Source organism: Planctomycetia bacterium, from assembly GCA_015200345.1.
Classification (GTDB): domain Bacteria; phylum Planctomycetota; class Phycisphaerae; order UBA1845; family UTPLA1; genus PLA3.
Map to the genome: position 1 here is coordinate 1052862 of CP054187.1, position 26138 is coordinate 1078999.

A 26138-nucleotide genomic window follows, 5' to 3' on the forward strand; every position below is an offset into this window, starting at 1 on the left:
GCGTCTCCCTGGCGATCGCGGCTTGGACGTGACGCGATTCCTCGGCGCAGATGCACCAGATGCCACGCTTCTTGAACCGCGTTAAAATGACCGGCCATGACAACCACGGGAGTCAATCCGGCCGATCGCGCCGGAGAGCGATTGCATCCGTCAAACGCTCCCCCGGCACGGCACGATCTCGGCGCGACCAGCGCACACGCCTGCCCGCGCCCGTTGCCGATACCGCACGGTCCCACGCCGGATCATCAGCCGCTCAACGCCGCCGACCGTCTCATGCTCGTCGGGCATGACGGCATGCGCTCGATCGACCACGCGGGCTTTCAGTGTCAATCGCATCTCTGGCTCGCGGGGCGCGTCGACGTGCCGGCGCTGCGAGGGGCGCTGGAGACGCTCCATCAACACTACCCAGTCATGACGGCACGGCTGGAGAAATACCCATCGACTCCGTCGTCGCTCGGTCGCACGCCGCCTTCCACCGGGCCGCGCTGGGTGTTTCAAAACAATACATCAGTCGAGTTTAACGAGGTGACCCTCGACGCCGCCGACGAGGCCGCCGTGCGGCGCTACGCCGAGCGCCGGTTTGACGAGCCGCTCGACCTGCCGCGGATGAACCCGATCGGTTTTCACCTGTTGCACCTGCCCGACGGGCGCGATGTCTTCCTGCTGCGCTGGTCGCATGTGCTGATGGACGGCAAGGCGCCGGAACTGGTCGTGCACGAACTCAATCGGCGGTTCGAAGACCCCGGCCTGCCCGCCCCGCCACCGCCCGACGGCGACGAAATGCAGGCGCACCTCGCCAAGTTCGATCGCACCGTTCGCCGCAAGGCCGCCGCGCGCGTCATACGCAGTCACCTTCGCCTGCCGGTCAGGCCGCTCACGCTCGTACCGCCCGATGCGCCCGACTGGGTCACCGGTCCGTTTCGCATGATCGTCCGCACGCTCGATGTCGGCGCGACGGAGCAGTTCGTCGCGCGCGTGAAACGGCTGTGCGGGTTCAACAACCTGGCGCCGGCCGTCCTCGCGAGCGTCTTTCGCGCGTGCCTGCAACACACGCCGCGCCGCGTCAAGCGGCGATCCCTTCTTCAAACAGACGTTCCGCTCAATCTGCGCCCCCCCGGTTCGACGCAACCGTTGTTTCGCAACTTCATGGCGTTTATCTCGCTGGGCGCGCGCGTGCGCGACCTGGGCCGACGCGACGATCTCACGCAGCAGCTCAACGTGCAGATGCGCGAGCAGCTTCGCCGCGGCATCGACCTGGGCAACCTGCAAATGATGTCGTTCATGAGTCGCTACGACCGGATGCTGGCCAGACACATCAAGACGCACATGCAGAAATCCCCCATGGCCCTGGGATTCGGCTTTCTCGGTCCGGCATTCGGGGGCATGGAGGCGTTCTGCGGCGTGCCGGTCGAGCGGTTTTACACGCTCAATTCCGCGCTCGCACCGCCGGGCATCACGCTCCAGGTGAACCTGCACCGCGGGCGGCTGAACTTCGCCCTCACCTACGTCGGAGACGCCGTGCCCGACTCGCTGGCGCAGGCGTTTCTTGATACCATGATCGCGGATTTGCAGGATGAACGGGCGTCGCGTTGATGCGGCGCGGTTCGTGTGATCAGCGAAGCCCCCTGCATGGGCGCGGAGCTTTGCCGCAATATTCGTTCGCACGAAAGCTCAATGAGGAACACGCACCATGGAATTCGCACTCTCCGAATCGCAAAAAACCATCCGCGCCGAGGCCATCGAGTTCGCAAAGACGCAACTCACCACCGGCGAAGTCAATCCCATCTTTGACAAGGACGGCTGGAAGAAGTGCGCCGCCTTCGGTGCGATGGGCGTGACGGTGCCCACCGACTTCGGCGGCCGCGGCCAGTTGCTCGACGAGTTCGTCGCCATGATGGAGGGCCTGGGCTACGCCAGCCGCCGAATGGGCTTGCTCACGGCGATCGGCGCGCACGTCTTCGGCGTCGTGGAGCCGCTCAACGTCGCCGGAACCGACGAGCAGAAGAAAAAGTACCTGCGAAAGCTCACGACCGGGGAATGGGTCGGCGCGCACAGCGTCACCGAGCCGCAAGCTGGCAGCGATCTCGGCGGGCTGACCACGCTGGCCGTGCGTCAGGGCGATTACTACATCATCAACGGGAAGAAACGCTACACAACCTGCGGCGCGGGGGCGGATTTGCATGTCGTGTACGCGCGGATGGACGACCCGACGCGCTATCGGTTGAGCTGCTTCCTGCTCGAGCCGGGCACGCCAGGGATGACCGTGCGGCCGCTGCCGGCGATCGGTCTGGCCGGGTCGGGTCTGTCAGAAGTGACCTACGAAAACGTGCGCGTGCCGGCGTACAACCTGCTGGGCAAGGAGGGCGCGGGCAGCACGCTGTTCCAGGGGTCGATCGAGCGCGAGCGGGCGTGCATCTTCGGTGCGGCGCTGGGCAGCATGGCGCGGGAGATCGAGCTGGCCGTCGCCTACGCCAACCAGCGCGAGGTGGCTGGCAAGAAGATCGGCCAGCATCAGGCGATCAGCCACCGCATCGCGGACATGAAGGTGCGCCTGGAGGCGAGCCGGCTGTTGCTGTATCACGTGACGGCGCTGAAAAGCAAGGGCAAGCGCGCGCCGGTGGAGGCGGCCATCGCCAAACTCTTCGTCAGCGAATCGTTCATGCAGAACAGCATCGACCTGATCCGCATTCACGGCGGCAACGGATTCGTGAATGAGGGCGGCGTCGAGAGTTACCTGCGCGATTCGCTGGGCGGCATCATTTACAGCGGCACGAACGACATCCAGCGAAACATCATCGCAGCGAACCTCGGTCTGCGTTTCTGAATCGTGCGATGCGGCTTCCTCGGCAGGCGCCATGACGACCGACCGACCTCAACCTGCTCGAACCGACGAAGCCCACCTGCTGGCCCGTCAACTGGTGGAATTGTCCGCGCTGACTGGCGGGCTGGCGCACGAGATTCGCAACCCGCTCTCGACGCTGAAGGTGAATCTCCAGTTGCTCGACGAAGACTGGGCCAAGCTGGAAACGATCGACCGGCCCGATCCGCGCGAGGCGCAGGACGTGGCCCGCCGCAGCCGCCGGCGCATCGCCAGCCTTGTGCAGGAGACGCACCGCCTCGAGCGCATCCTCGCTGATTTTCTTCAGTTCGTCGGCAAACGCGAGCTTCGGCTCGCCGACGCCGACCTGAATACACTTGTCTCTGAAATGGCCGATTTCTATGCGCCGCAGGCCCGGGCGCACGGCATCGCGCTGGAACTGCACTGCACGGCGAACGCCCTGCCGTGCCGCGTCGACGCGCAAGCCATCAAGCAGGCGCTCCTCAACCTGCTCATCAACGCGCAACAGGCCATGCCCGGCGGCGGACGCATCACGCTCTCCACGGCGCGCGACGACGACGGCCACGTCCGAATCGACGTGGAAGACACCGGTCCGGGCATCGACCCCGCCGAGCAAGAGGATGTGTTCCGAGCGTACTACTCGACCAAGAAGGGCGGCACCGGGCTGGGGCTGGCGATGGCCCGGCGCATCGCGCACGAACATGGCGGTGACATTACTTTGGCATCCACGCCCGGCTGCGGCGCGCGATTCTCCATCCGCCTGCCCGGCCGCGGCGGCAGGCACGACTGACCGCGCGAGGAAAATCATGACCAGCAACCACCGGCTCTATCGCGATCCAGCCCATGAAACCTGGCGAGTCTTCCGCATCATGTCGGAGTTCGTCGACGGATTCGAGACCATGAGCCAGATCGGGCAGGCCGTCAGCGTGTTCGGATCGGCCCGGCTCGGCCCCAACACGCAGGAATACCAGTCCGCGGAGCGCCTGGCGCGCAAGCTCGTCGAGCGGGGCTTCGCGATCATCACCGGCGGCGGCCCGGGCATCATGGAAGCGGCCAACAAGGGCGCGTTTCAGGCCGGCGGCGTCAGCGTCGGATTGAACATCACGCTGCCGCACGAGCAGGAGGCCAACCCGTATCAGACGATCAGCATGGAGTTCAATCATTTCTTCGCGCGAAAGGTGATGTTCGTGAAATACGCGATGGGGCTTGTGTGTTTTCCCGGCGGCTTCGGGACGCTGGACGAGTTCTTCGAGGCCATGACGCTGATCCAGACGGAGAAATCGCCGCGGTTCCCGGTGGTCCTGATCGGCTCGGAGTTCTGGACGCCGCTCCAGGCGTTCATGCGCGATACATTGCTGAATCGCTATCAGGCCATTTCGCCCGCGGACCTCGATCTGTTCATCATCACCGACGACCTCGACGCCGCCGCCGATCATCTGCGGGCGACCGTGGATCAGTGTTTCGGCGACTTGCGCCCGCCCACGGTTTCCGAAGAAATCGCGATGCCGCGCGAGAAACAAATCACCGGCGAAGGGATGCGTTTCGGACGCAGCCCGCGCCGCGCCCCCCTGCAATACGAATAACCGCGGTCGATTCGACGTTTGTTTTCCACGTGGCACGGCGATAAAATAAGCCATCGCGACTGCGCGGAGGCCAATCCTTCGCGCCGTGCAGCTCGGCCGGTGGCCTGCCATGACCTGTCCAGTATCCGACCAGCAATTGTTCAGTTGGATCGACCGCAACGCGGACGAGCTGGAAGCCCACCTCGCCACCTGCGACGAATGTCGCGCCAAATCGCAGAACATGCTCTCGCTGATCCGCGACGTCTCCCGCGCCCCGGCCGACGCGCCGGCTCACTGGCCCAGCCGAATTCGCGACTACACCATCCATCGCATGATCGGCCGCGGCGGGCAGGGCTGGGTCTTTGAGGCCCAGCAGGAATCACCCCGCCGGCTCGTCGCACTCAAAATCGTCCGCGGCGACGCCTTCCCCACCGAGGAGGACGGCCGCCGGCTGCACCGCGAGGCCCAGACGCTGGCGCGCCTGCGACATCCCGGCATCGCGGCGGTGTACGAGGCCGGCCGCACGGAGGATGGTCGACAATTCTTCGCGATGGAGCTGGTCCAGGGCGTCCCGCTCATCGACTATGCTCGAAACCACGATCTCTCGCTCGAGCGGCGGCTGGCGCTCTTCCAAAAAGTCTGCGAAGCGCTTGAGTATGCTCACCAGCGCGGCGTGATCCATCGCGACCTGAAACCGTCCAATATCCTTGTCGAAGAGGGCGACCAGCCCAAGCTTGTGGATTTCGGCCTGGCCCGCGCCGCGGCGACCGAGGCCGATCGCCACGTTGTCACCACGCTCATGGACGGCGGCGGCATCATGGGGACGTTGCCGTACATCAGCCCGGAACAGGCGCGGGGCGACGCCACGGATATCGACGCGCGGAGTGATCTGTATTCCCTCGGGGTCATTCTCTACGAGTTGCTCACCGACAAACTCCCCTATTCCTTGAAGCTCGATTCGCCCCATGTCGCGATTCAAACAATCTGCGAGCAGACGCCGACGCGTCCCAGCCATCACAATCGCCGGCTTCCGCCCGAGTTGGACATCATCACGCTCAAAGCGCTGGAGAAAGAGCCGACCCAGCGCTACGACTCCGTCGCCGACCTCGCGCACGACATCGGCCTGTTTCTCGACGGCAAGCCGATCATGGCGCGCCGCCCCAGCCTGGCCTATCGCGCGCGAAAGCTCGTCGCACGCAACAAGCTCACGACATTCCTGATCGCCACGATTCTGCTGCTCGCCGGCGGGTCGGCCGCATGGATTCGCGTACTGTACGAACGTGCCGCGGAGCAGACCCTATCCTTCGCGCAGCCGCTGACGGCCTGGGAAATTCAGGAACGCCGCCGGCAGCTCGAGCGCTCCGATCCGCAGGCCGCCATCAGCCGCATCAACGCGGCCGAACTGCTTCGAGGTCTCGGCGCGTTCGAAGAGGCCGAGTCGATCTGTCGCAAGGTGATTGACGCCCAGGGTGAGGCGGGCGCCGAATCGCGCGAAGCGCTCTACGCCAAAGTCATGCTCGGCCGCGTGCTCATGGATCGCGGCAGCCCCGGCGAGGCGCAGCCCATCCTGCGGGACGCGTTGCGCTTGCTGACAAAAAATCACAAGGACCAGAAAAAAGAAATCGCCAGCGCCCGCGCAGCGCTGGGGCAATGCCTGTCGCGACTGGGCTTCTACCCCGAGGCCGCTGGATACCTCGAGATGGCTTATCCCACCATCGTCGAGACGTTCGGCCCGCGCGACGCGCGGACACGAGAAGTGATTCAGGCGATGATCGATCTCTACGACGGTTGGGGGATGCCGGACAAAGCCGCCGAATACCGCCTGCTTCGTCAGCGGATCGCCGCCCCCGCGCCCGCTCCGGAGCAAGACACGACGGGGACGCCCTCCGCCCATCAGAACCGACTCCCCGCGGGCGCCCGGCCCTGACCCCTCACGAGCAACCCGATGAGTCAATCCACGCCGCCGCTGCCTGATGCGCCCACGCCAAATCGCGGCGCTTCCGCGTCAAACCCACCGGACATGTCGCACAGCGTTCTCACGCGATTGCGAAGCGGCGATCCCGACGCGGGTCGACTTCTCGATGAACTCTACCGTCCGGCGATGCTGCGTTTCTGCCTCGGCTACCTGCACGACCCGATGGAATCCGAGGATGCCGTGCAGGAAATCTTCTGGCGCGTGCTGCGGTCCGACGCCCTGCCCGACAACTTCCGCCCGTGGTTGTACAAGATTGCGCGCAATCACTGCGTCGCCGTGCTGCGCGAACGCAAACGCCACCACGCCGACCGCAACCCCCTGCCGACCGAATCCATCCCGCTCGATCAGAGCGGTTACCTGACGCGCCTGGTGCGCGCCGAAGCACAGCACCGCCTCGCCGCTTTGCTGGCACAACTCTCGCCCGAGGAAAACGAACTGCTTCGCCTGCGCTACACCGAGGGCCTCTCACGCAAAGACGTCGCGGAGGTGATGGACGAGCCGGAAACGACCATCAAATCGCGACTGTTTGAGGCGATTGAGAAGCTCCGCAAACTTGCGGGGGCAAGTGAAACGTCAAGTCGTTGACCCGCCGACATCCCGTATCCTGATGGGCTCACCACACCGCGCCATCCGGAACGCGGAACTCGATTGAATGCAACGGCCCTCGCCTCATGCTGGGGTGCTGTCCACTCCCTCACGGTCGCGGAGCGGATCCTGCGTTATCCCTCAAGCCCGGGACTTAGAACACCTGCCCCGTATCGAACCGCCCCAGCGACGCTTCGAGCGCCTGCATCATCTCTCCCACCGTCGCGTACGCCTTCGCTCCGGCGATCAGCGATTCCATCACATTCACCCCCGCCCGCGCGTCGTCGGTGATGCGCTTCAACGCCGCCTTCACCATCGCGTCGTTGCGGCCGGCCTTCATCTTCTTCAAGTCGGCGATGACCTCGCGCTCCACCGCGTCGGGAATCTTCAGCATGTCGATCCGTGGGCCGTCGTCGTCGGTGTAGTCCGTCACGCCCACCAGCTTCTTGTCGCCGCGTTCAACCGCTGCGCTGTAGCGGTAGGCCGCGTCGGCGATTTCGCGCCGCACGTACCCGTTTTCAATCGCTGCGATCATGCCGCCCATCTCCTCGATGTGCTCGATGTACTCGCGGGCCTCGGCCTCCAACTGATTGGTCAGGGCCTCGACGAAGTAACTTCCACCCAGCGGATCGACCACGTTCGTCACGCCCGTCTCGCAGGCCAGCACCTGCTGCGTCCGAAGCGCCAGCGTCACGGCGTGCTCGGTCGGCAGACACACCGTCTCGTCCATGCTGTTCGTGTGCAGGCTCTGGCAGCCGCCCAGCACCGCCGCCATCGCCTGATACGCCACGCGCATCAGGTTCACGTGCGGCTGCTTGGAATACAGGCTGCATCCGGCCGTTTGTGCGTGGAAGCGCAGCCACATCGACCGCTCGTTCTTCGCGCCGAATCGCTCCTTCATGTACCACGCCCACAGCCGCCGGGCCGCGCGGAACTTGGCGATCTCCTCGAAAAAGTCATTGTGGCTGTTGAAGAAGAAACTCAACCGCGGCGCGAACGAATCTATATCCATGCCGCGATCGACGCACGCCTGCGCGTATGCCAAACCATCGCCGAGGGTAAAAGCCAGTTCCTGTCCGGCTGTCGATCCGGCCTCGCGGATGTGATAGCCGCTGATGCTCACCGGGTTGTACTGCGGCAGTTCTTTCTGGCAGAACTCGATTGTGTCCACCACAAGCCGCACGCTCTCTGCCGGCGGGAAGACAAACTCATTCTGCGCGTGGAACTCCTTGAGAATATCGTTCTGGCAGGTGCCGCGCAAACTCTTGCGGGGCACGCCCTGCTTGTCGGCCGTGGCAACGTAGAAGGCGATGAGAATCGCGGCCGGGGCGTTGATGGTCATCGAGACGCTGACGCCGCCCAGATCGATGCCGCCGAACAGCACTTCGTAATCGGCCAGCGAGGAGACGGCCACGCCGCATCGTCCGACCTCGCCGAGCGAAAGGGGATCATCCGCGTCACGGCCCATGAGGGTTGGCAAATCGAACGCGGTCGAAAGACCCGTCTGGCCGCGCGAGAGGAGAAACTTGAACCGCTCGTTGGTCTGGCGCGCGCTGCCAAAACCGGCGAACTGCCGCATGGTCCACAGCTTGCCGCGGTACATGTCGGGGTGCACGCCGCGCGTGAAGGGATACTGCCCCGGATCGCCCAGGTGCGTTTCGTAATCCACTTCGGCGATGTCCTCCGGTCGATAGACCGTCTGCAAGCGTCTGCCCGACATGGTCGTGTGCGGGCCGATCTCACCGGGATGGATATCAGTTTGTGATGGTCTCATCAAATGATCCTCAAGAAAGCAGAACATTGTAACGGCGTCTCGAATTGATGAAAACAGGAGAGGCAATAGCGGCCCACCAAATCAGAAACGACATCCAGTGCTGATCCGTCGTATTCCGGCTGATCGTAATACGCCAGGCGTTCTTCCGCCCACAAACGGGACGATGACATTCAGCCTCGCGCGGAGAGACGGCTTGCCGAGTGGAACCCTTCGTGACAGGGCCCAACTTTCCCGCCCCGTCTCGCAAGGGGCGACGAAGCTCAAGAGAAATGAATGAAGCCATGCTTGACGCCTAAAACACCCTGCCCCCCCCCCGGCTTATCGGGGCCGGTCACCCGGTGCCTGCCATCGGCATTGAGACCCGTGCGGTTCGGAAGTAACGCATTGGCAACAGGTTCGGGCGTCTGGTAGAATGCTCGTTTCGCCCGGCGCCCATCGCAGCCGGGGATCAGACAATCAATCTGGGGCGGGTGGGCAGGAGGCCCGAAGGCGCGACGGCGAACGACTCGATCCGCCAGCGCGCCATGCAACACGAACCGGCCACGGCAGCAGGGAGGCTAGGCTTTATTCATGATTCTCAAGCGACTGACGGCGACGGGCTTCAAGAGCTTCGCGGATAAGACTGAATTCGATTTCGGCGGTGGCATCACCTGCATCGTCGGGCCGAACGGCTGCGGCAAGTCCAACGTCGTCGACGCCATCAAATGGGTGCTCGGCGAGCAATCCGCCAAGAGCCTGCGCGGCAAGCAGATGATGGATGTCATCTTCAACGGTTCGGGCACGCGCAAGAGCCTCGGCATGGCCCAGGTGGATCTCACGTTCGACAATTCCGACGGGCGCCTGCCGACGGATCAGACCGAGGTGACCGTCTCGCGCCGGCTTTATCGCAGTGGTGAGAGCGAGTACTTGTTGAACAAGCAGGTGTGCCGTCTGAAGGACATCCGCGAGTTGTTTCTTGATACGGGCATCGGCGTCGATGCGTACAGCGTGATCGAGCAGGGTCGCGTCGACGTGCTGCTTCAGGCGAATCCGACCGAGCGGCGGCTGATCTTCGAAGAGGCCGCGGGCATCAGCAAGTACAAGGTGCGCAAAAAGGAGGCGCAGCGCCGGCTCGAGCGCGTGAATCAGAACCTGCTCCGCGTGCAGGACATCGTCGAAGAAGTCGAAAAGCGTCTGCGAAGCGTGAAACTGGCCGCCGGCAAGGCCCGGAACTACCAGGCATACGTCCAGGAATTACGCGAACTTCGCAGCCGATACGCCCTGGCGGAGTATCACCGCCTGCGCGAGGGGCGCGATACCGCGGAGCGAGAGTCGACCCAACTATCCGACCACGCGACCCGGTTGCGAACCGACCTGTCGAACAACGAAGCCCGCAGCAGCGAGGCCAACGTCAGCATCGTCGATCTCGAACGGGCCATTTCGCTCACCGAGAATCGCCTGCTGACGGCCACGTCGCAGATCACCGCGCAGGAGGAACGCATCGCGGCCGCCGAGCGCCGCATCGCCGATCAGAAGGAGCTTCTCGCGCGCTCCCAGGAGCGGCTGGGCGGTTTCGATGGACAAGTAACCTCGCTGGACAGCCGCCTCGCCGAGCAGGATGCGGTCATCCAGCGGATTGAGACGGAACTTGCGGCGGTCCACGAAGAACTCTCTCGCCTGGCCGATCAGGACCGCACCTGCGCTCACGAGACGAACGAAACGAGCACGCGGCTGGAGGACGAAAAGGCGGGCATCATCGACCTGCTGCGCCGCACCAGCCAGTTGCACAACGAGATCCAGGGGCTGGATCTACAACACGAATCGCTCGCGCGACAGAAATCGCAACTCGACGAGCGCGATGCGGTTCTCGCGACCGAGCTGGCCGAGGCGATGGGTCGCCAGCAATCACACCGCGCGCGGCTCGGCGAGATCGATGCCCTGATCGCCGATCAAACGGCAAAACTGAACGAGACGAAAGAAAAGGCCGACGCCGCGGCCAGCCACCGCGTGCAACTGATCGACCAGCTCGCGGCAGCGAAGGAATACCGCAGCGGCCTGGAGAGCCGGCGGCAGTTACTGGCCGAGCAGGATCGCAAGCACGAGGGCTTGCTCGCCGGCGCGCGGGAGATCCTCGAACGGCGCGACGGCGATGAATCGGGTCGCACGTTCTGTTACGTGCGCGGCGCGGTCGGCGAGTTGTTCGAGGCCGACGTGGCCCACGCCGGACTGGTCGAAGCGGTTCTCGGCAATTACGAAAAGTATCTGGTTGTCACGCAGCGCGAATCACTGCTCGCCGACCGCGACACGCTCGCCGATCTGTCCGGTCCGGTGCGGGCCTTCTCGCTGGACTGTGTGCCGCCGCTGGTGAACGGACCGGACCTGTCGAGCCAGGAGGGCTTCGTCGCAAAATTGATCGACTGGGTTCGCTTCCCGGAAGACTGCGCCCAACTTGCGCGGTACCTGCTGGGCCGAACCTATGTCGTGGAAAGCATCGACGTGGCCCGGCGGTTGGCGGCGATCGACCCGGTCGCAGCGCGATTCGTGACGGTCGAGGGCATCGTGTGGGAGCCGGATGGCCGCGTGGGAATCGGTCCGCTCGGCGTGGGGTCGGGCCTCATCAGCCGGCGCAGCGAATTGCGCGAGCTGGCCAAGGAACTGACGGGGGTCGAGGAGCGCATCGCATCACTTTCGGAGCAGCTCCGCACCAGCGAGAGCGAGGTCAGCCATCTCGAACAGGTGCAACAGAGCCTGCGTACGGCGATCTACGAGGCGAATACGCAACGCGTCGAATCCGCTGCGAATCTCGCGGCGGTGGATGAGACGGTACGGCAATTGTCGGACGAGCGGCCGCTGATCGCGCGCGAAGTGGCGGTGCTGGTCGATCAACTCGGCGAGATGCGGACCCGGCAGGAGGCCAGCCGCCAGTCGCTGACGCAGCTTGAAACCCGAAGCAGCGAAAGCGAGCGAATGGTCGAGCAATTGACCGCGGCGCTGGCCGAGTTGCAGGCGCGGCGGCAGCAGATCGGCGAAGCGATCACGGCGGCCAAGGTGCGCAGCGGCGAGTTGACGCAACAGCGCGCAGCGGCGAACGAAAGCGCTCGGGAGCTACAGGCGGCACGCGTGCAGTTGCTGACCGAGCGGGACCAGGCCGCGCGCGACGTCGTGGAGGCGCAGGAGCGCATCAAGCAATCGCAAGAGCAGATGGCCGCCGCGAAAGCGGCGCTTGACGAGCATCGCACGCAGCACGCGGCGCTTTCGCGCGAGGCGGCCGAGCTTCGCACGAATCGCGACGATCTGCGCAGCGAGGTCGAGCAACTGGCCATCGACGCCCGACGGCTGCGGAGCGATCTGGAATCCGTGGAAGCCCAGTTGCATGAGAAGCAACTGAAACTCCAGGAGCTGCGTGTGCGACTGGAGGATCTCGTCGGCCGCATTCAGGAGGAATTGCACGTTGATCTGGAGGCGCAGTACGCCGGCTACACGCCCCAGGACGACGAAGACTGGCCCGCGGTCGAAGCGAAAATCGAGGAGCTGCGGCAAAAGATCGAACGCCTCGGCAGCGTCAATCTCGACGCGATCGACGAACAGGGCCAGCTCGAGACGCGCCTGGAGTTCCTGACGGGCCAACTGACCGATCTGCGCACGAGCGAAAAGCAACTGCTGGAACTGATCGACCGGCTCAACGTCGAGTCGCAGCAGCGCTTCATCGACACGTTCAAGGGCGTGGCCGAGCATTTCTCCGCGCTCTTCAAGAAGCTCTTCGGCGGCGGCAGAGCCGAGTTGCTGCTCCTGGACGAGGCCGACGTGCTGGAGTGCGGCATCGAAATCGTAGCCCGCCCGCCGGGCAAGGAGCCGCAGAGCATCAGCCTGCTCTCCGGCGGCGAGAAGACCATGACCGCCATCGCCCTGCTGATGGCTGTGTTCCGCCATCGCCCGTCGCCGTTTGTGCTGCTTGACGAAGTCGACGCGGCCCTGGACGAGGCCAACAACGTGCGCTTCAACCACGTCGTGGAGGAGTTTTCGAAGCTCTCGCAGTTCATCGTCATCACGCACTCGAAGCGCACGATGAGCATCGCCGACACCATGTACGGCGTCACGATGCAGGAGGCGGGCGTCTCCAAGCGCGTGAGCGTCCGCTTCGACGACGAGCAGCAGAAAGCGTCGGCGTAATCTGCGCGATTCCTGGCAGCGCGTTTGGTCTATCATTGTGTATCATTGGCTTTATGCCCCTCCCGCGTATTAACGCCTTATGGTCGCGCTTTCGACAGCCCCTCCCCAAGCCCGCCGCCCGCTGGAGCAGGCTCTTCGCGCTCGGCGTGCTGGTCGGTGTGCTCGGTGGGCTGGCCGCCGCGGCCTTTGAATGGTCGCTCCACCATGCGACGCTTTTCCTGATCGGCCGCGTCACGCATCTCGGCTCGCCAGAAGTCTTGCGATTCGATTGGCGCGTCCTTGTTCTGCCGGCGGTCGGCGGCATGATCTCCGGTCTGCTTGTCAAATGGTTCTGCCCCCAGAGCGCTCGCGGTCACGGCACCGACGCCCTCATCCGCGCGTTTCACCATCATCAGGGCGTCCTTCCCCTTCGCGGACCGGCTGTGAAGGCCGTCGCAAACGTCGCCGTGCTTTCCTGCGGCGGATCGACCGGCCCCGAAGGTCCCAACGCGGCACTGGGCGCTTCCATCGGTTCGGCCGTTGGCGTCGTCTTCCGGCTCGCACCGCGCGAGCGCCGGGCGATGCTGATCGCCGGTTGCGCGGCCGCCGTCGGCGCGATCTTCCGATGCCCCCTGGGCGGCGCGCTATTTGCTACAAGCGTCTTATATCAGGAGGAAGAGTTCGAGTCCGACGCGATCGTGCCGTCGTTTGTCGCCTCCGTGCTGGGGTACTCCGTCTTCATGACGCTGTGGGGCGGCCTGGGGCAGCCGGAGTACCTGATTCGCGGCGCCGATCAACTCGCTTTCGGCTCGATTCAGGACCTGCTCGCATACGCCGCCCTCGGCCCGCTTTGCGGACTGGGCGCGATTCTCTTCACGCGCACCCTGCGGCTCGTTGAAGACACCATCATGCCGCGCGTGCGACTCCCGCTCTGGATCACCCCCGCCGTCGGCGGTCTCGCCACCGGCACGATCGCTTGCGTCTTTCCGCAGGTCATGGACGGCCGCTACGCCTTCATCCAGGGCGCGGTGGACGGCATGACCAAGACCGACGTCAGCGCCGGCGCCTGGGCCGGTCTGCTCGCGCTGATCATCGTCTTCAAATGCCTTGCGACGGCGACCACGGTCGGCAGCGGCGGATCGGGCGGCGCACTGGGGCCTTCCGTCTTTCTTGGAGGCGTGATCGGCGCGTTTCTCGGCGCGATGATCGACGCGATCGATCCGGGCATGATGGGGTCAAGCTCCGGACTGCGCCCCGCGCTGGTCGCCGTCGGCATGGGCGGCGTCCTCGCGGCCACCATGCGCACCCCGCTGGCGAGCATCGTCATGGTTACGGAAATGACCGGCGGATTCGGGCTGATCGTGCCGCTGATGCTGGTGTGTGTCAGCGCCTACGTCATCGGCCGCAAATGGGGTTTGAGCCGCGAGCAGGTGCGGACGAGCGTGCAATCGCCGGCCCACGCGGGCGACGCCATCGTGCGATTGCTTGAGTCGTGGCGCGTGGACGAAATCATGGACCGCGTCTGGCCCGAGACGATTTCTCCCGGCGCGACCCTGCGCGAGATAGTCAGCAGACTGACGCCCGGCACACGCCCGGTCTTCGCCGTCGCCGAAGGCGGCGAACTGCTCGGATTGATCTCAACGACCGACATCCAGCGCATCATGAATGAACCCGCCCTGGCCGAAGCGATCATCGCCGCGGACATGATGACGCGGCGGTTGGTCACCGTGCAGGCCGATGATGACGTTTATTCGTCACTCGATGCGTTTCGCCGGAGCGACCACGATGTCTTGCCGGTGTTGACCGCGCCCCCCGAGCGGCGATGGATCGGCATGTTGAGCCGCCGGCGCGTGCTCGAAGCCGTGCGCGATCACATGGCCGGCGTGCAACGACTGATGTTTCGCGAGCATGCCGGACTTCGCACAATGGAGGAGGATGCGCGATTGGAACAACTCGGTCTGGGAATCGCTCCGGCCCGTCGCGATCTCGTGCAACGCCTCACCGTCCCGTCCGACGCCGTCGGCCGATCTCTCCGCGAGACCGACTTCCGCCGCGCGCACGGCGCGCAGGTCATCGCCATCGAACAGCCCGACGGCTCGCTCCAGTGCCCACCCAACCTCGATGCTCCGCTTGAGGCGGATCAGCGGCTGCTGGTCGTCACCGCAGACGGCGGCGTACGCCGGGACTCCGAGAAAGGATGAATTCACCCGGCCATGTGCACGACGCCGCGGCGCTGTCGAAGAAAAACGAACTAAGAACCCGCGGTGCGCGGCAACCGATTCTCACCGGCCGGCAACAGGTCGGCGGGAGCCGGTCTCACCGAGGCGCCGCCCGACATCTCGACGCCGGGGCCGGGCTGGTACTCAACGACGATCTCCGCGAGCTGACGTCGCAGTTGCTCGTGCGTCAGATCATCGGCTGTTCGGATGAGGTCTTCCATCAGCCGGCAGACGCGCGGCCAGTCCTCGCGGCGGTTGCGCCAGACGTAGATCTTCTCGTGCCGCGTTTTGACCATGTCCTCGCCCTGAACGCTCAACTCCTCGTAGAGTTTCTCGCCGGGACGCACGCCCGTGAAAACTATCTCGATGTCCTCACCGGGACGCAGACCGCTCAACGTGATCATCTCGCGCGCCAGGTCCACAATCTTCACCGGCTCGCCCATGTCCAGCACGAAAATGTCGCCATCGTTGCCCATCACGCCGGCCTGCAACACCAACTGCGTCGCCTCGGGGATGGTCATGAAGTAACGCGTCATCGCCGGATCCGTCACCGTCACCGGCCCGCCCGCCGCGATCTGGCGCTGGAAAATCGGCACCACGCTCCCGCTTGAACCGAGCACGTTGCCGAACCGCACCGTGATGAATTGCGTGCCCGCCGCCGAGGCCGGACGCGTTCCCCCCGCCGTCGCAAGTTGCTGGATGTACATCTCCGCCACGCGCTTCGTGCAACCCATCACGCTCGTCGGATTCACCGCCTTGTCCGTCGAGATCATCACGAACCGCTGCACCTTGTGACGCAATGCCGCATCCGCCACCGTGCGCGTGCCCAGCACGTTGTTCTTGATCGCCTCGCCGACGTTGAGCTCCATCAGCGGCACGTGCTTGTGCGCCGCGGCATGGAACACCACCGCCGGTCGCTCCGTCGCGAACACCGTTTCCACCCGCCGTGCGTCGCAAATGTCCGCCACGTAGCACACACGCGGCACGCCGGGGGCCAACGCCTGCAACTCCCGGTCGATCTCAAACAGATTGTTCTCCGCCTGCTCCACCAGGATCAGCCGCGCTGGTCCGAATCGAAGCAACTGCCGGCAGACTTCCGAGCCGATCGAGCCCCCGGCCCCCGTCACCAGCACACGCTGCCCACGCAGCGATTCGCGAATCTGCGCCTCGTCCAGCTCGACCTGCTCGCGCCCGAGCAGGTCCTTGATGTCCACGTCGCGAATCTGCGAAAACGTGACCCGCCCCTCGATGACCTGCTCCATGCCGGGAATCGTGCGAAATCGAACGTTCAGACCCTGCAACGCCTCCACGATCTGGCGGAGCCGTTTCTGCGGTGCACCGGGGATCGCCAGCAGGATTTCCTCGATCTGCTCCTGCTTGCAGACATCGCGCACCCGCTCGATCGATCCCAGCACCGGCACGCCGTGAATCTGCGTCCCGTGCTTGGAAGGATCGTCATCCAGGAACCCCACCACGCGATACCGCTCCACCGGCATTCGAAGCATCTCGCGCAGCAACGCCTCGCCGGTATCCCCCGCACCGACGATCAAACACCGCCGAAACCCGGCGCTGGCCACCGGGCGAATCTCTTCGTGATACAACCGCACTGCCAGCCGCGCCCCGCAGATCGCCGCGATTGTCGTGCCCCAGTCCAGAATGAACATCGACGGCGGAAACTGCGTTGGTACGAGCTTGCCATCGGGACTGATGACCTGATCCAGGAACATGCTGCTCCCGAACTTCTGCAAGTGGATGTTCTCCGCCAGATAAAAAACCACCACGAATCCGAAGGTACTGATATTCGTCGCCTTCACGACGGCCAGCATGTCACGCATTCCCACGTACCGCCAGGAGCCGCGAAAAAGCTTGAGCCAGCCGAACACCGCCATCTTGATGATCACGACGATCGGCAACAGGGGGAGATAAAACGGGCTGAACCACAAGTACAGATTCTTGAAATTGAAGTACAGCCCAAAGGCGCAGAACAGCGCCGCCGCGAACAACACGCCATGCAGCCCGGCGGAAATCAACCCGCGATGACGCGAAATCAGACGCCGAAGGAACGGCTGGCCAGGCTTCACAGTATTTGTCATGTCAGCCGGAGGATCCCACGAGCAGCCGGTGTGCCGGAGAAGCACAACGCGGTCGAACCCCGCAACATATGCTACCTCATTTCTCGGCCCAGGGGGAAGGAGAAATGAGCTTCACCGCTCCGCCTCGTAGCACTTCCGATAAGCGGGAGGTTGGCGCAGAGACGATGGCGCTGCAATACACGAGGGGGTCAATTGCCGGTGGACCCTGCGGGCGCCGTCGGCGGCAGCGAGGAAGGGACCGCCGGTATCGAGGAATTCTTTTCCGCCGAACCAGCCTCCTGCAGCGCTTTACGATACCGGGCCGCGACTTTGACCAAATCCGGATCTTCGAGCTTTTCCAGCCCTTCCGCGGCGGACAGCGCCGTGCTTTGGTCGCCATACAGAAACGCCGTGTACGAGAGAATCACGGCGGAATAGGCCCGATCATTCACCGCAGCGCAGAACGTACTGGCGCTGTCAAAAACATCGCGATAGTAATTGGGATCCTTGAAAAACCGGTCCTTATCGAATCGAAGATCGTCCGCCGTTCGAACGCGCAGGATCCCATCGCGAATACTGGAGTAAGTTCGCGCGTAGTCCCTGTTCAGAAACGAAACAATCCCAATCGCGAAATAGGGCTTGGCTTCGTCACGGGTCGCATCGCGATACAACTCAAAATGACTTCGCGCGTTGAGCAACGCGCTGCTGGACTTTGCGGAGTCGAGCGGGTCATACGAATAGGAATAACTCAACCCCGTTTCGTAGGCCTCCTGGGCTCGTCGCTTCAGACGCTCCTCCAGATAATCCTGATACGTCGGACGCACGGCCCGCTCCAGCTTCCCATCGGCCGACTCGCGAAAGCCCTCACGATACAAAGAGGGCTTCGTATCCAGGAATGCCCCGGTGGTATCAGGCTGTGAGTTGGGAACCTTGATCCCGGCTGATTCGAGCGGCGCGGTTTCCATGAGCCGCTCGTTGACCTCGCCGACGCGCGGCGGGCGCGAGATGGTTTCGCGCCGTTCCAGCGTAAACCCACGACTTTCCGTCAGGCGGATCGCCATCCTGGAACGCGGAAGGATCAGGCTCTGACGATCGAGTATCTCGCGCATCGGACTTGGTTTGTAGTACCCTCGATACCGATCCGCTGCCCGACTCGTCAGGCCATCAAAATCGCGCAACACGTCAACCCGCGTCTTCATGCCGCTGTAACCCCCGTTAGGCCCGACCGCAGGCATGTATCGCGGAGTCTGAACCAGTCCCCCGGCTCGATAGTTGTTCCTTCTTGTCCCGCCCGCGCGCTGCTCATGCTGCGCCGAGGCCGAATGCGGCCACGCAGCCAACACCGCAATGGCAATCACCCAGCGCATCATAAGAGGCATCTCATGTATCCAGGGCAAGGTGGAAAACATACGTTATCATATCGGCCGCTGAAGCATTGGTCAATCGCGCAGAATATGCGGGACTCACCTAACCCGCTCATTCATAATACGATACGGCCAGCGCGATGTTCGTAACGATGCAGGGTTTATGTCTCGAATTTCCGTCCTTTCGGTCTCGCTCGCTTCCAAGTGCCGGATGCTCTTCGGCCTCGCGGTGCTGATGATAATCGCGTCGGCGCTGCTGGTCCCGTGGTTGCGGATGCGGGATTTGGTGCATGAAAAGAACCTCACGCTCGCGCGCCAAGCCGCGCGGCTCGCCCTGGCTCGCTTTGAGCCGGGCAGCGGCAACTGGGAGTACAAGCAACGCCTGCTCAAAACGTGGTGGCCGGCCGGCAGCGTCAAGCATGGTATTCGCTGCCCCGTTCCGCGGCTGATTCCGCTAGCCGATCCGGCCGATCCACAACCACCGCCCGGTTGCGATCCGGACGTGGCCGGCGCCATCCGCGCGTTGGCGGCCGATCGATCACTCACGGAAGTGCAGCTCCCGATTGAGACCATCAGCGGAAACCTCCTGTACCGGGTCGTGCTGCCTGTCCGGTCCGTCGGCACGCGTTACCCCGCCGGAACCCTCGTCGGCGTGGTCGACGCCGAGTACCCCGCCGGCAATGCGCGGGTCGATTTGTGGATCAACCTGGGGCTGATCCTGATGGCCGGCGCGCTGGCGGGGATGCTGGCGGTGCTGGTGTTTTACCTGATCGTGCAGAAGCTCATCCTTTCCCCGGTTCGGCAGCTCACGCGCGTCGCCGACGGCGTCTCGCAGGGCGATCACAGCATTCGCAGCGCCATCGCGACCGGTGACGAATTCGAAGAACTGGCCCGCGCCTTCAACGGCATGCTGGGCCACCTCCAGGCTTCCGAGAACGAACTCCGCACCATCAATCGCAGCCTCGACACGCGCCTGGGCGAAGTCGCCGAACGCAACGTCGCGCTTTTTGAGGCCAACAAGATCAAGAGCCAGTTCCTCGCCAACGTCAGCCACGAATTGCGCACTCCGCTGACTTCGATCATCGGCTTCGCCGAACTGCTCCGCGAAGCGGCCAGCACCGAGGGCGGTCGGACCTTGCGCTACGCCGAGAACATCATGTCCAGCGGGCGCATGCTGCTGGGAATCATCAACGACCTGCTGGATCTGGCCAAGATCGAGGCGGGCAAGCTGGAGCTGCATCTCGCGACGATTGATCTGACCGAGCTGGGCAACAACCTGATCGACTTCATGCGCCCGCTGGCCGACAAGAAGAACCTGAAGCTGGCCGGGCGTTTTGAACCGGATCTTCCGGCGATCACGTCCGACGCGGGGCGCCTTCAGCAGATTCTATACAACTTACTATCCAACGCCGTGAAATTCACGCCGGATCACAAGTCCATCGAGCTCGAGATCGCCCGCGACGGCGACGCCCGCGTGCGATTGAGCGTTCACGATCAGGGAATCGGAATCCCCGAGTCCGAACTGCCGCGGGTGTTCGAAAAGTTCTGGCAGATCGACGACTCCATGACGCGCGAACACAGCGGCACGGGCCTGGGGCTGGCCATCAGCCGGGAGCTGGCTCATATTCTCGGCGGCGACATCAGCGTGGTCAGCAAAGAGGGCGAAGGCTCGACGTTCACCGTGATCTTGCCCATCACGCCGCCTTCGGAACTGGTCACGACACGCCTCCACGCCGTGCCGCTGACGTAGCGCCGCGAGCCGTCATCCAGTCCCACATCACTAAAAGCTGTTTCAAAACCCCCTCTCCCTTTCAGAGAGAGGGTCGGGGTGAGGGTGAATCCTTTCGGTTGAACTACTGTTCCCCCTCACCCAACCTCTCCCCCAAGGGGGAGAGGAGTTTTGAAACCAGTTCTAGACGGTTGGATGTTTCAAGTTATTGAGTCACGAGGCAGGGCATCGCCGGCTTCGGCATCGTTGCGAATGGACGGATCCCAGCGCGTGTTCAGCGTGTGCGGGACGCCAACCAAATCGCACAATTTACCCACCACGAAATCCACCACGTCCTGAACGGTCTGCGGCAGCATGTAAAACCCCGGACACGCCGGGCACAGAATGCCTCCGGCACGGGAGATTCGCAGCATGTTCTCCAGCTCGATCTGCGACACCGGCATCTCGCGCGGCACCAGGATCAACCGGCGCGATTCCTTCAGATGCACCGCCGCCGCGCGCGAAATCAGATTCGCACCCGTGCCCGACGCGACGTCGCCCAGTGTGTTGCTGCTGCACGGACAAATGATCATCGCGTCGGTCAGAAAACTTCCCGACGCGATCCGCGCCCCGATGTCGCGGTACGAATAACTCACAAATCGGTCCGCCAGCTCCCGCCCCACCAGCGCCTCGGGCGTCGGCTGCGCGATGCCCATCTCGTCCGCGAAAAGCTGGCGGCCGTGTGGCGACACAATGAAGTGCACCTCGGCGCCACCCCGCGCGAGACACTGCATCAGCCGGCGTGCATAGGGCGCCCCGCTTGCTCCCGTAACCGCCAGAACAATTCGCTTCATCGTGATCAATGCCTCGCTGCCTGCGTGGAACGCGACGCCGCGCCAAGCGCCGTCAGCGACTCGACGCGTCTTCCGATCCTTCGGCGACCGACAACGTCGCCAGTCGAGCCGCGGCCTCCTGTGCCCAGCAACTGTTCGGATGCGTGCGCGACAGGTCATCATAGCGCGCTCGCGCTTCATCCGTAATGTTGTCGTCTTCCAGCACCTCGGCGAGGCAGAACATCGCCTGGGCCGCCGACGGGCGATTGGCCAATTGGGAAACCAGCACGCGAAATCGATCAATCCGCCGGCTGATCGCGGCTTCCTGCATCGTCAGCCGGATTCGGGCGAAGTCCGCGGTGATCGATTCGGGGAAATGTGCAATCAGCGCCCGAAGATTCGAAGCGTAGGCCGGGTCCGTCTCATCCAGCCACAGCAGAAGCTGAACCGGATGGACGGTGCGTTCGGCATCCTTTGGAACGGCAACGAACAGCTCCTGGAACGAGCGCGGTGCATCCCCCTGGCACGCCTCGATCAGCTCGCGAAGCCGTCGAGCCTGAAGCACCAGCGCCGGGACATCCAGCCCAAGCCCGGCGGTCGGATCGGTCCGTTGAAAAACAAAGTTGCGGGCATCCGGAGGAGGCGTGCGCGGCTGCGTCGTGGCGCGAGCCAGATCGAAACGCAGCAGGAGCGTGTTCAGGAGATTCAAGGCGTCCGTGAGCTTTCCCTCCCGCGTCTGGAGGATCGCGAGTTTGTACAACGCCATCGCAACGAGGCTGCTCGATGGAAACTGCTGCCGGATCGTTTCCCACGTGGCCAACGATGCCAGACCAGGGCTGTCGTTTCGATATTCGATCCGCTGATTCTGCACGAGGCTGGAACGAATGAGCCGATGATCCTGCGCCTGCCCCTTGAGGAAGAGCACATTCGCCACGTAGCGTGACTGGGGAAAATCACGAATAAACCGATCGCAGGCATCGATCGCCCGGAGTCGATCGGTCTCGGCGTCCACGAGTGCGCGATCGACGTAGCGGTCGAACAGATGCCGGGACAATTCGGCGAAGGACGTGTCCTGCGCTTCGCTCCAGCTTCGCGCCGCCTCGCGTTCGGCCATCATGCCCGCATCAAGCTTGGCGAACATGGCGTGGCCCGTCGGGCCGATGCTCACTTCGAGCACACGGTAAGACAATTCATCGCGGCCGACCTGCGTATGAAACAAGAACACGGGAATGGCGAACAGCGCCGTGAGCAGCGGCGGGATGCCGCCGGGACGGTAGTTGATGAGTCGGGCGATGAGCAGCGCCACGGCGCAGATGACGCAGGAACTCAACAGCGCCAGGACCCACGGGGCATACATGAGCGCCTGATTCTGGAAGGACCGCGTGGACGCCGTCGAAGGCTGCCACGATGCCGAAACAAAATAGATGGCGATCGGCACGAGGCCGATCAGCGCCGACGCGTAGCGGAACGTGAAACGAAACGCCGGCAGCACCGAAAGAATGCACCCCAGCAGGACCGTCAGCCCGAGCCACGGCATGGCCGCGAGAAAGATCACCATCGCGCACAACACAATCGCCGATGGCAGGCGATAGAGAATCGTCACGAGAATGGGAATCGACGTGAGCGACGCGAAGAGCAGCCCCATGATCACGGCGTGAATGGGCACATCGCGGACGTTGATCGGATGCGAGAGAAAATCAGCCAGCGTGATCTGATTCTGCCCGGTCGGCATGAATGAACGGGCCATCAAGTCGGCGTACTGATCGTAGGTCCACGGCAACGGCGCCCCGGTGCGCAGCCAGAACGCGAACGAGCACAACCCGGCGAAAAGCAGCCAAAGCAGGAACAGCATGATGATCGCGCGGCGGCGATATTTCGGCGCCGTGCGCGACCAGACATCGACGATGGCAACCGGATCGGTCTGCGGCGGCACAATCAGGTCGGATTCGTTGCGAGGCGAGTTGTCCGCCACGGCTTCCATCTCAAGCCTTTCGAGCCAGGTAAACGGTGACAATGCCGGCGGTCATCCGGCGCGTGACGCACGATGCAAAACCGGCGTCCGCCAGCGCGCGGCGCAGCGCCGGCTCATCGAGAAACGTCTCCACCGATTGAGGCAGGTAATCGTACGCGCCGGTTCGGTCACCGCTGATCCAAGTCGCCAGGCGCGGGAGAATGCTGCGGAAATACAGCCGGTACATCCCCGCCGCCAGTGGAAACGACGGAATGGAGAACTCGAGGATCACCACGCGACCGCCGGACCTCAACACGCGATGAAATTCACCCAGCCCGCCGGCGAGATTCTGAAAATTGCGAATGCCGAAGGCGCAGCTCACCACATCAAACGACGCATCGGCAAACGGCAGCGCCGTGCCGTCTGCACGGCACCATTGCGCGCGAGCAACAGGCCGCGCCGCCGCGAGCGCCAGCATCGGCGCCGAGAAGTCCGAGCCGACCACCAGCGCCGGGCCGGCCTTGGCGAACGCCCGCGCGAAGTCCCCCGTGCCGCACGCCACATCCAGCACGCGATCGGACGATTGCAACGCGGCCATCGCCACCGCTCGACGCCGCCACGACGCATCCCGCCCCAGCGACAGCCAGCGATTGACGCGCTCATACGTCGGTGCGATCGCATCGAACATCGCTCGCACACGCATCGCCTTGTCGGGCTGACGATGCGGATCGGCCAGACGCGATTGGTCCCACACCACGCTGTTGCTCGGTCCGGCCGCCATGATCGGCGTATTCTAGCGGCATTCGCGCGATGTGTAGACGACGCGCCGAAAGACGTTGCCGGGCGGCACGGCGTCAGAAGAAGATGAACAGCGTAGCGATTCCCGTCATCACGACTCCCACAATGAGCGCGACATCGCTCGGCGTCCAGCCCATCAGGTCCTGAAGAAACCCGGACCAGATGAGCGTGGGCAGCAGCGCAAGGACCATCAAACCGCCCTGAAACGAGACAAGCGACCGCCCCGCGCCAAGGTGAAGAATGTTCACCGCCAAAATGCTGATGACCGTCAGCCCCACGCCGACCAGGAACCGCGCCCGCTCCCACTGGGGCAGCATCCTTAATCGGGTGAATCGGCCAAGGGATTTCTCATCGGCCGAACGTCGCGCGTCGATCAGTGTGAACGGCTCGCCGCATTCCGGGCAGCGCCGTGTCGTGAGACCAGTCAGGTTGTAGTCGCAGTTGGGGCAGACATGGGGCGGTTGCGCGGGGACGGGCGTATCAGCAGCCATGACCGGCTGCTCGACGTTCCCGAAGCTGCGGGGCGCGGCGTTGCTCGGTTCGCCCGCAAGCGGGGCCAGTTCAAACGGCGGGTCATGATGGTCCGCCGCGGTTTTGTTCTCTCCGGCGCGGCCGCTCGACGCACCGGCTACATCGAGCGATTGCAACTCGATCGGCGGGTTCCGCCGCGGTCGAAGAGGATCCGTCGGTTTCATGACGCATCTCGCGACGTGTTTACAGCAGGCCGTACTCCGCCCATCGGCCTTCGACCAGTCGCACGATCTCCGTCGGCATGGTCATCGGCCGGGGCCAGTCACGAACGATGCCTTCGCCGGGAATCTTGCGCGTGGCGTCGATGCCCATTTTACTCCCGGCGCCGCAATACGGCGCGGCGTGATCGAGAATGTCCATCGGCCCATCGACAATGAACGTATCGCGGCGCGGGTCCACGTGCGCGCCGACGGCGAACATCACGGCTTGCTCGTCGTGCACATCCACGTCCTCGTCTACGATGACGATGAACTTGCTGAACATCATCTGCCCCGCGCCCCAGATGCTGCTGGCGACCTTCCGCGCCTGAAGCGGGTACTCCTTGCGAATCCGCACGAAGCAAAAATTGTGAAACGCGCCCCACCGCGGAAGATTGTAGTCCACCACGTCGGGGATCAGCATCTGAAGCAGCGGCAGGAACACGCGCTCCGTCGCCTTGCCCATGTAATAATCTTCCATCGGCGGGTAGCCGACGATCGTCGTCGGATAGATCGGCCGCTCGCGATGGGTGATGGCGGTCACGCGGATCGTCGGAAACGAATCGGCGAGGCTGTAGAAGCCGGTGTGATCGCCGAAGGGGCCTTCTCGTGCCGTTTCAGTGGCACTGACGAACCCCTCAATCACGATTTCCGCGTTGGCGGGGACGTCGAGCGGGAGGGTCTTCGCCGGGACCATCGGGATGCCGCCGTCGTTGAGAAATCCCGCGAACATCAGCTCGCTGATCCCCGGCGGCAGCGGACAGGTCGCCGCGTAGGGCAGCACGCTCTCGCCGCCCAGCACGATGGCCACGGGCATGTCGCGCCCCTGCGCCGCCCACAGGCGATGGTGCCGTGCGCCGTCGTGATGCATGTGACAATGGAAGATGGCGCTGCGCGGGCCGGTGACTTGTATACGATACATTCCGATGTTCGGCTCGGAGCCGTCGGGCCTGGTCGTGTAAACGCCGGCGAAGGTGATGTATCGGCCGAGGGGAAAGCTCCGACCGTCCTGCGTTTCGACGCCATGGCGTTGCGGCGCGTTGGGCGTCTTGCCCACGATCACCTCCTCGTCCGCCCCGCCGTCGTGCGGCCAGCACTTGATGATCGGTAGTGCCAGCAGATCGGCATCATCGGTGCGCACGATCTCCTGACACATCCCTCGCTTCACGCGCTTCGGCGCGTAGCCGGCAATTTTCGCCAGTTCCGGCAGCATCTTGATCTTTTCAACCAGCGTCGCCGGCGGCTCGGGCCTGGCCAGCTTTTGCACCCGCGCCGCGAGCGATTCAAAATCCTCGCAGCCCAGCGCCATCCGCATCCGCGCATAACTGCCGAACAGGTTGATCGCCAGCGGAATCGTGCTGCCGCGCACGCGCTCGAAGAGCAGCCCCACGCCCCCATCGCCGCCGTGAACCGGGTCCGTGCGCGGCGCCCCCGCCAGGCCCTCCGGACTGGGCGATTTGCTCACGCGATCCGCAATGGCGGAGATTTCCAGCTCGGGATCCACTTCAACGCGAACCCGGCGAAGTTGCCGCGCCGATTCCAACGCTGCGATGAACTCCTGAAGATTGGAAAACGCCAAGGCGGAACTCCTCGCGGCGCCGT

The 26138-nt window shown here is 64.0% G+C and carries 17 protein-coding genes; 9 read left to right on the top strand and 8 right to left on the bottom strand.

What is annotated here, in order from left to right:
* Positions 1 to 96 precede the first annotated feature (96 nt).
* From HRU71_04490 to HRU71_04515, 6 genes are all read left to right on the top strand, one after another.
* Entirely contained in the window at positions 97 to 1593 is a 1497-nt protein-coding gene (locus tag HRU71_04490; GenBank protein QOJ02790.1) for a hypothetical protein, read from the top strand.
* A 97-nt stretch (positions 1594 to 1690) separates the two neighbouring features.
* Positions 1691 to 2824: an acyl-CoA/acyl-ACP dehydrogenase gene (locus HRU71_04495; GenBank protein ID QOJ02791.1), complete on the top strand. Its 1134-nt coding sequence runs from the start codon at positions 1691 to 1693 to the stop codon at positions 2822 to 2824.
* 31 nt (positions 2825 to 2855) lie between these two features.
* A complete protein-coding gene (locus HRU71_04500; protein ID QOJ02792.1) occupies positions 2856 to 3629 on the top strand; it encodes a two-component sensor histidine kinase in 774 nt (257 codons plus the stop codon).
* Between the two features lie 16 nt (positions 3630 to 3645).
* Positions 3646 to 4422: a TIGR00730 family Rossman fold protein gene (locus HRU71_04505; protein QOJ02793.1), complete on the top strand. Its 777-nt coding sequence runs from the start codon at positions 3646 to 3648 to the stop codon at positions 4420 to 4422.
* A 109-nt stretch (positions 4423 to 4531) separates the two neighbouring features.
* Positions 4532 to 6328, top strand: coding sequence for a serine/threonine protein kinase (locus HRU71_04510; protein QOJ02794.1), 1797 nt, complete (start codon positions 4532 to 4534; stop codon positions 6326 to 6328).
* A gap of 93 nt (positions 6329 to 6421) precedes the next feature.
* Entirely contained in the window at positions 6422 to 6961 is a 540-nt protein-coding gene (locus tag HRU71_04515; protein ID QOJ02795.1) for a sigma-70 family RNA polymerase sigma factor, read from the top strand.
* 154 nt (positions 6962 to 7115) lie between these two features.
* Here the strand turns inward: HRU71_04515 and HRU71_04520 are convergent, their stop codons facing one another.
* Positions 7116 to 8735 (bottom strand): methylmalonyl-CoA mutase, encoded by a 1620-nt coding sequence (locus HRU71_04520; protein QOJ02796.1) that lies wholly within the window; start codon positions 8733 to 8735, stop codon positions 7116 to 7118.
* Positions 8736 to 9305: 570 nt separating this feature from the next.
* On the opposite strand from HRU71_04520, the gene smc reads away from it, so the two are divergent.
* Positions 9306 to 12884, top strand: a complete 3579-nt coding sequence (gene smc / locus HRU71_04525) for a chromosome segregation protein SMC (protein QOJ02797.1) — start codon at positions 9306 to 9308, stop codon at positions 12882 to 12884.
* A 53-nt stretch (positions 12885 to 12937) separates the two neighbouring features.
* Complete coding sequence (locus tag HRU71_04530) at positions 12938 to 15064, top strand: chloride channel protein (GenBank protein ID QOJ02798.1); 2127 nt, start codon at positions 12938 to 12940, stop codon at positions 15062 to 15064.
* 50 nt (positions 15065 to 15114) lie between these two features.
* On the opposite strand, the gene HRU71_04535 is transcribed toward HRU71_04530, so the two are convergent.
* Together HRU71_04535 and HRU71_04540 are read right to left on the bottom strand one after the other, a co-directional pair.
* The gene (locus HRU71_04535) at positions 15115 to 17175 is read right to left on the bottom strand and encodes a polysaccharide biosynthesis protein (protein QOJ02799.1); all 2061 of its coding nucleotides are present in this window, start codon (positions 17173 to 17175) and stop codon (positions 15115 to 15117) included.
* 188 nt (positions 17176 to 17363) lie between these two features.
* The gene (locus tag HRU71_04540; GenBank protein QOJ02800.1) at positions 17364 to 18533 is read right to left on the bottom strand and encodes a hypothetical protein; all 1170 of its coding nucleotides are present in this window, start codon (positions 18531 to 18533) and stop codon (positions 17364 to 17366) included.
* 148 nt (positions 18534 to 18681) lie between these two features.
* Between HRU71_04540 and HRU71_04545 the strand changes: the two genes are divergently transcribed.
* A complete protein-coding gene (locus tag HRU71_04545) occupies positions 18682 to 20268 on the top strand; it encodes a HAMP domain-containing histidine kinase (protein QOJ02801.1) in 1587 nt (528 codons plus the stop codon).
* A 179-nt stretch (positions 20269 to 20447) separates the two neighbouring features.
* Here the strand turns inward: HRU71_04545 and HRU71_04550 are convergent, their stop codons facing one another.
* The 5 genes from HRU71_04550 to HRU71_04570 form a co-directional block, all read right to left on the bottom strand.
* Positions 20448 to 21080 carry a UbiX family flavin prenyltransferase gene (locus tag HRU71_04550; GenBank protein QOJ02802.1) on the bottom strand — a complete coding sequence of 211 codons (633 nt, stop codon included), beginning with the start codon at positions 21078 to 21080 and terminating at the stop codon, positions 20448 to 20450.
* A 52-nt stretch (positions 21081 to 21132) separates the two neighbouring features.
* On the bottom strand, positions 21133 to 23040 hold the full coding sequence (gene bamD, locus HRU71_04555) for an outer membrane protein assembly factor BamD (protein QOJ02803.1): 1908 nt from the start codon (positions 23038 to 23040) through the stop codon (positions 21133 to 21135).
* A gap of 1 nt (position 23041) precedes the next feature.
* The gene (gene ubiE, locus HRU71_04560; protein ID QOJ02804.1) at positions 23042 to 23791 is read right to left on the bottom strand and encodes a bifunctional demethylmenaquinone methyltransferase/2-methoxy-6-polyprenyl-1,4-benzoquinol methylase UbiE; all 750 of its coding nucleotides are present in this window, start codon (positions 23789 to 23791) and stop codon (positions 23042 to 23044) included.
* Positions 23792 to 23864: 73 nt separating this feature from the next.
* The gene (locus tag HRU71_04565; protein ID QOJ02805.1) at positions 23865 to 24503 is read right to left on the bottom strand and encodes a hypothetical protein; all 639 of its coding nucleotides are present in this window, start codon (positions 24501 to 24503) and stop codon (positions 23865 to 23867) included.
* A 19-nt stretch (positions 24504 to 24522) separates the two neighbouring features.
* Positions 24523 to 26115: a UbiD family decarboxylase gene (locus HRU71_04570; GenBank protein ID QOJ02806.1), complete on the bottom strand. Its 1593-nt coding sequence runs from the start codon at positions 26113 to 26115 to the stop codon at positions 24523 to 24525.
* Positions 26116 to 26138: the final 23 nt, after the last annotated feature.

What these genes read in the sequence shown, in the direction of transcription:
- HRU71_04550 (QOJ02802.1), bottom strand. Translation starts at nt 21,080, where the DNA reads ATGAAGCGAATTGTTCTGGCGGTTACGGGAGCAAGCGGGGCGCCCTAT.
- HRU71_04515 (QOJ02795.1), top strand. Translation starts at nt 6,422, where the DNA reads ATGTCGCACAGCGTTCTCACGCGATTGCGAAGCGGCGATCCCGACGCG.
- HRU71_04530 (QOJ02798.1), top strand. Translation starts at nt 12,938, where the DNA reads ATGCCCCTCCCGCGTATTAACGCCTTATGGTCGCGCTTTCGACAGCCC.
- HRU71_04540 (QOJ02800.1), bottom strand. Translation starts at nt 18,533, where the DNA reads ATGCCTCTTATGATGCGCTGGGTGATTGCCATTGCGGTGTTGGCTGCG.
- ubiE (QOJ02804.1), bottom strand. Translation starts at nt 23,791, where the DNA reads ATGGCGGCCGGACCGAGCAACAGCGTGGTGTGGGACCAATCGCGTCTG.
- HRU71_04565 (QOJ02805.1), bottom strand. Translation starts at nt 24,503, where the DNA reads ATGAAACCGACGGATCCTCTTCGACCGCGGCGGAACCCGCCGATCGAG.
- HRU71_04535 (QOJ02799.1), bottom strand. Translation starts at nt 17,175, where the DNA reads ATGACAAATACTGTGAAGCCTGGCCAGCCGTTCCTTCGGCGTCTGATT.
- HRU71_04505 (QOJ02793.1), top strand. Translation starts at nt 3,646, where the DNA reads ATGACCAGCAACCACCGGCTCTATCGCGATCCAGCCCATGAAACCTGG.
- HRU71_04510 (QOJ02794.1), top strand. Translation starts at nt 4,532, where the DNA reads ATGACCTGTCCAGTATCCGACCAGCAATTGTTCAGTTGGATCGACCGC.
- bamD (QOJ02803.1), bottom strand. Translation starts at nt 23,040, where the DNA reads ATGGAAGCCGTGGCGGACAACTCGCCTCGCAACGAATCCGACCTGATT.
- HRU71_04490 (QOJ02790.1), top strand. Translation starts at nt 97, where the DNA reads ATGACAACCACGGGAGTCAATCCGGCCGATCGCGCCGGAGAGCGATTG.
- HRU71_04545 (QOJ02801.1), top strand. Translation starts at nt 18,682, where the DNA reads ATGTCTCGAATTTCCGTCCTTTCGGTCTCGCTCGCTTCCAAGTGCCGG.
- HRU71_04495 (QOJ02791.1), top strand. Translation starts at nt 1,691, where the DNA reads ATGGAATTCGCACTCTCCGAATCGCAAAAAACCATCCGCGCCGAGGCC.
- smc (QOJ02797.1), top strand. Translation starts at nt 9,306, where the DNA reads ATGATTCTCAAGCGACTGACGGCGACGGGCTTCAAGAGCTTCGCGGAT.
- HRU71_04500 (QOJ02792.1), top strand. Translation starts at nt 2,856, where the DNA reads ATGACGACCGACCGACCTCAACCTGCTCGAACCGACGAAGCCCACCTG.
- HRU71_04520 (QOJ02796.1), bottom strand. Translation starts at nt 8,735, where the DNA reads ATGAGACCATCACAAACTGATATCCATCCCGGTGAGATCGGCCCGCAC.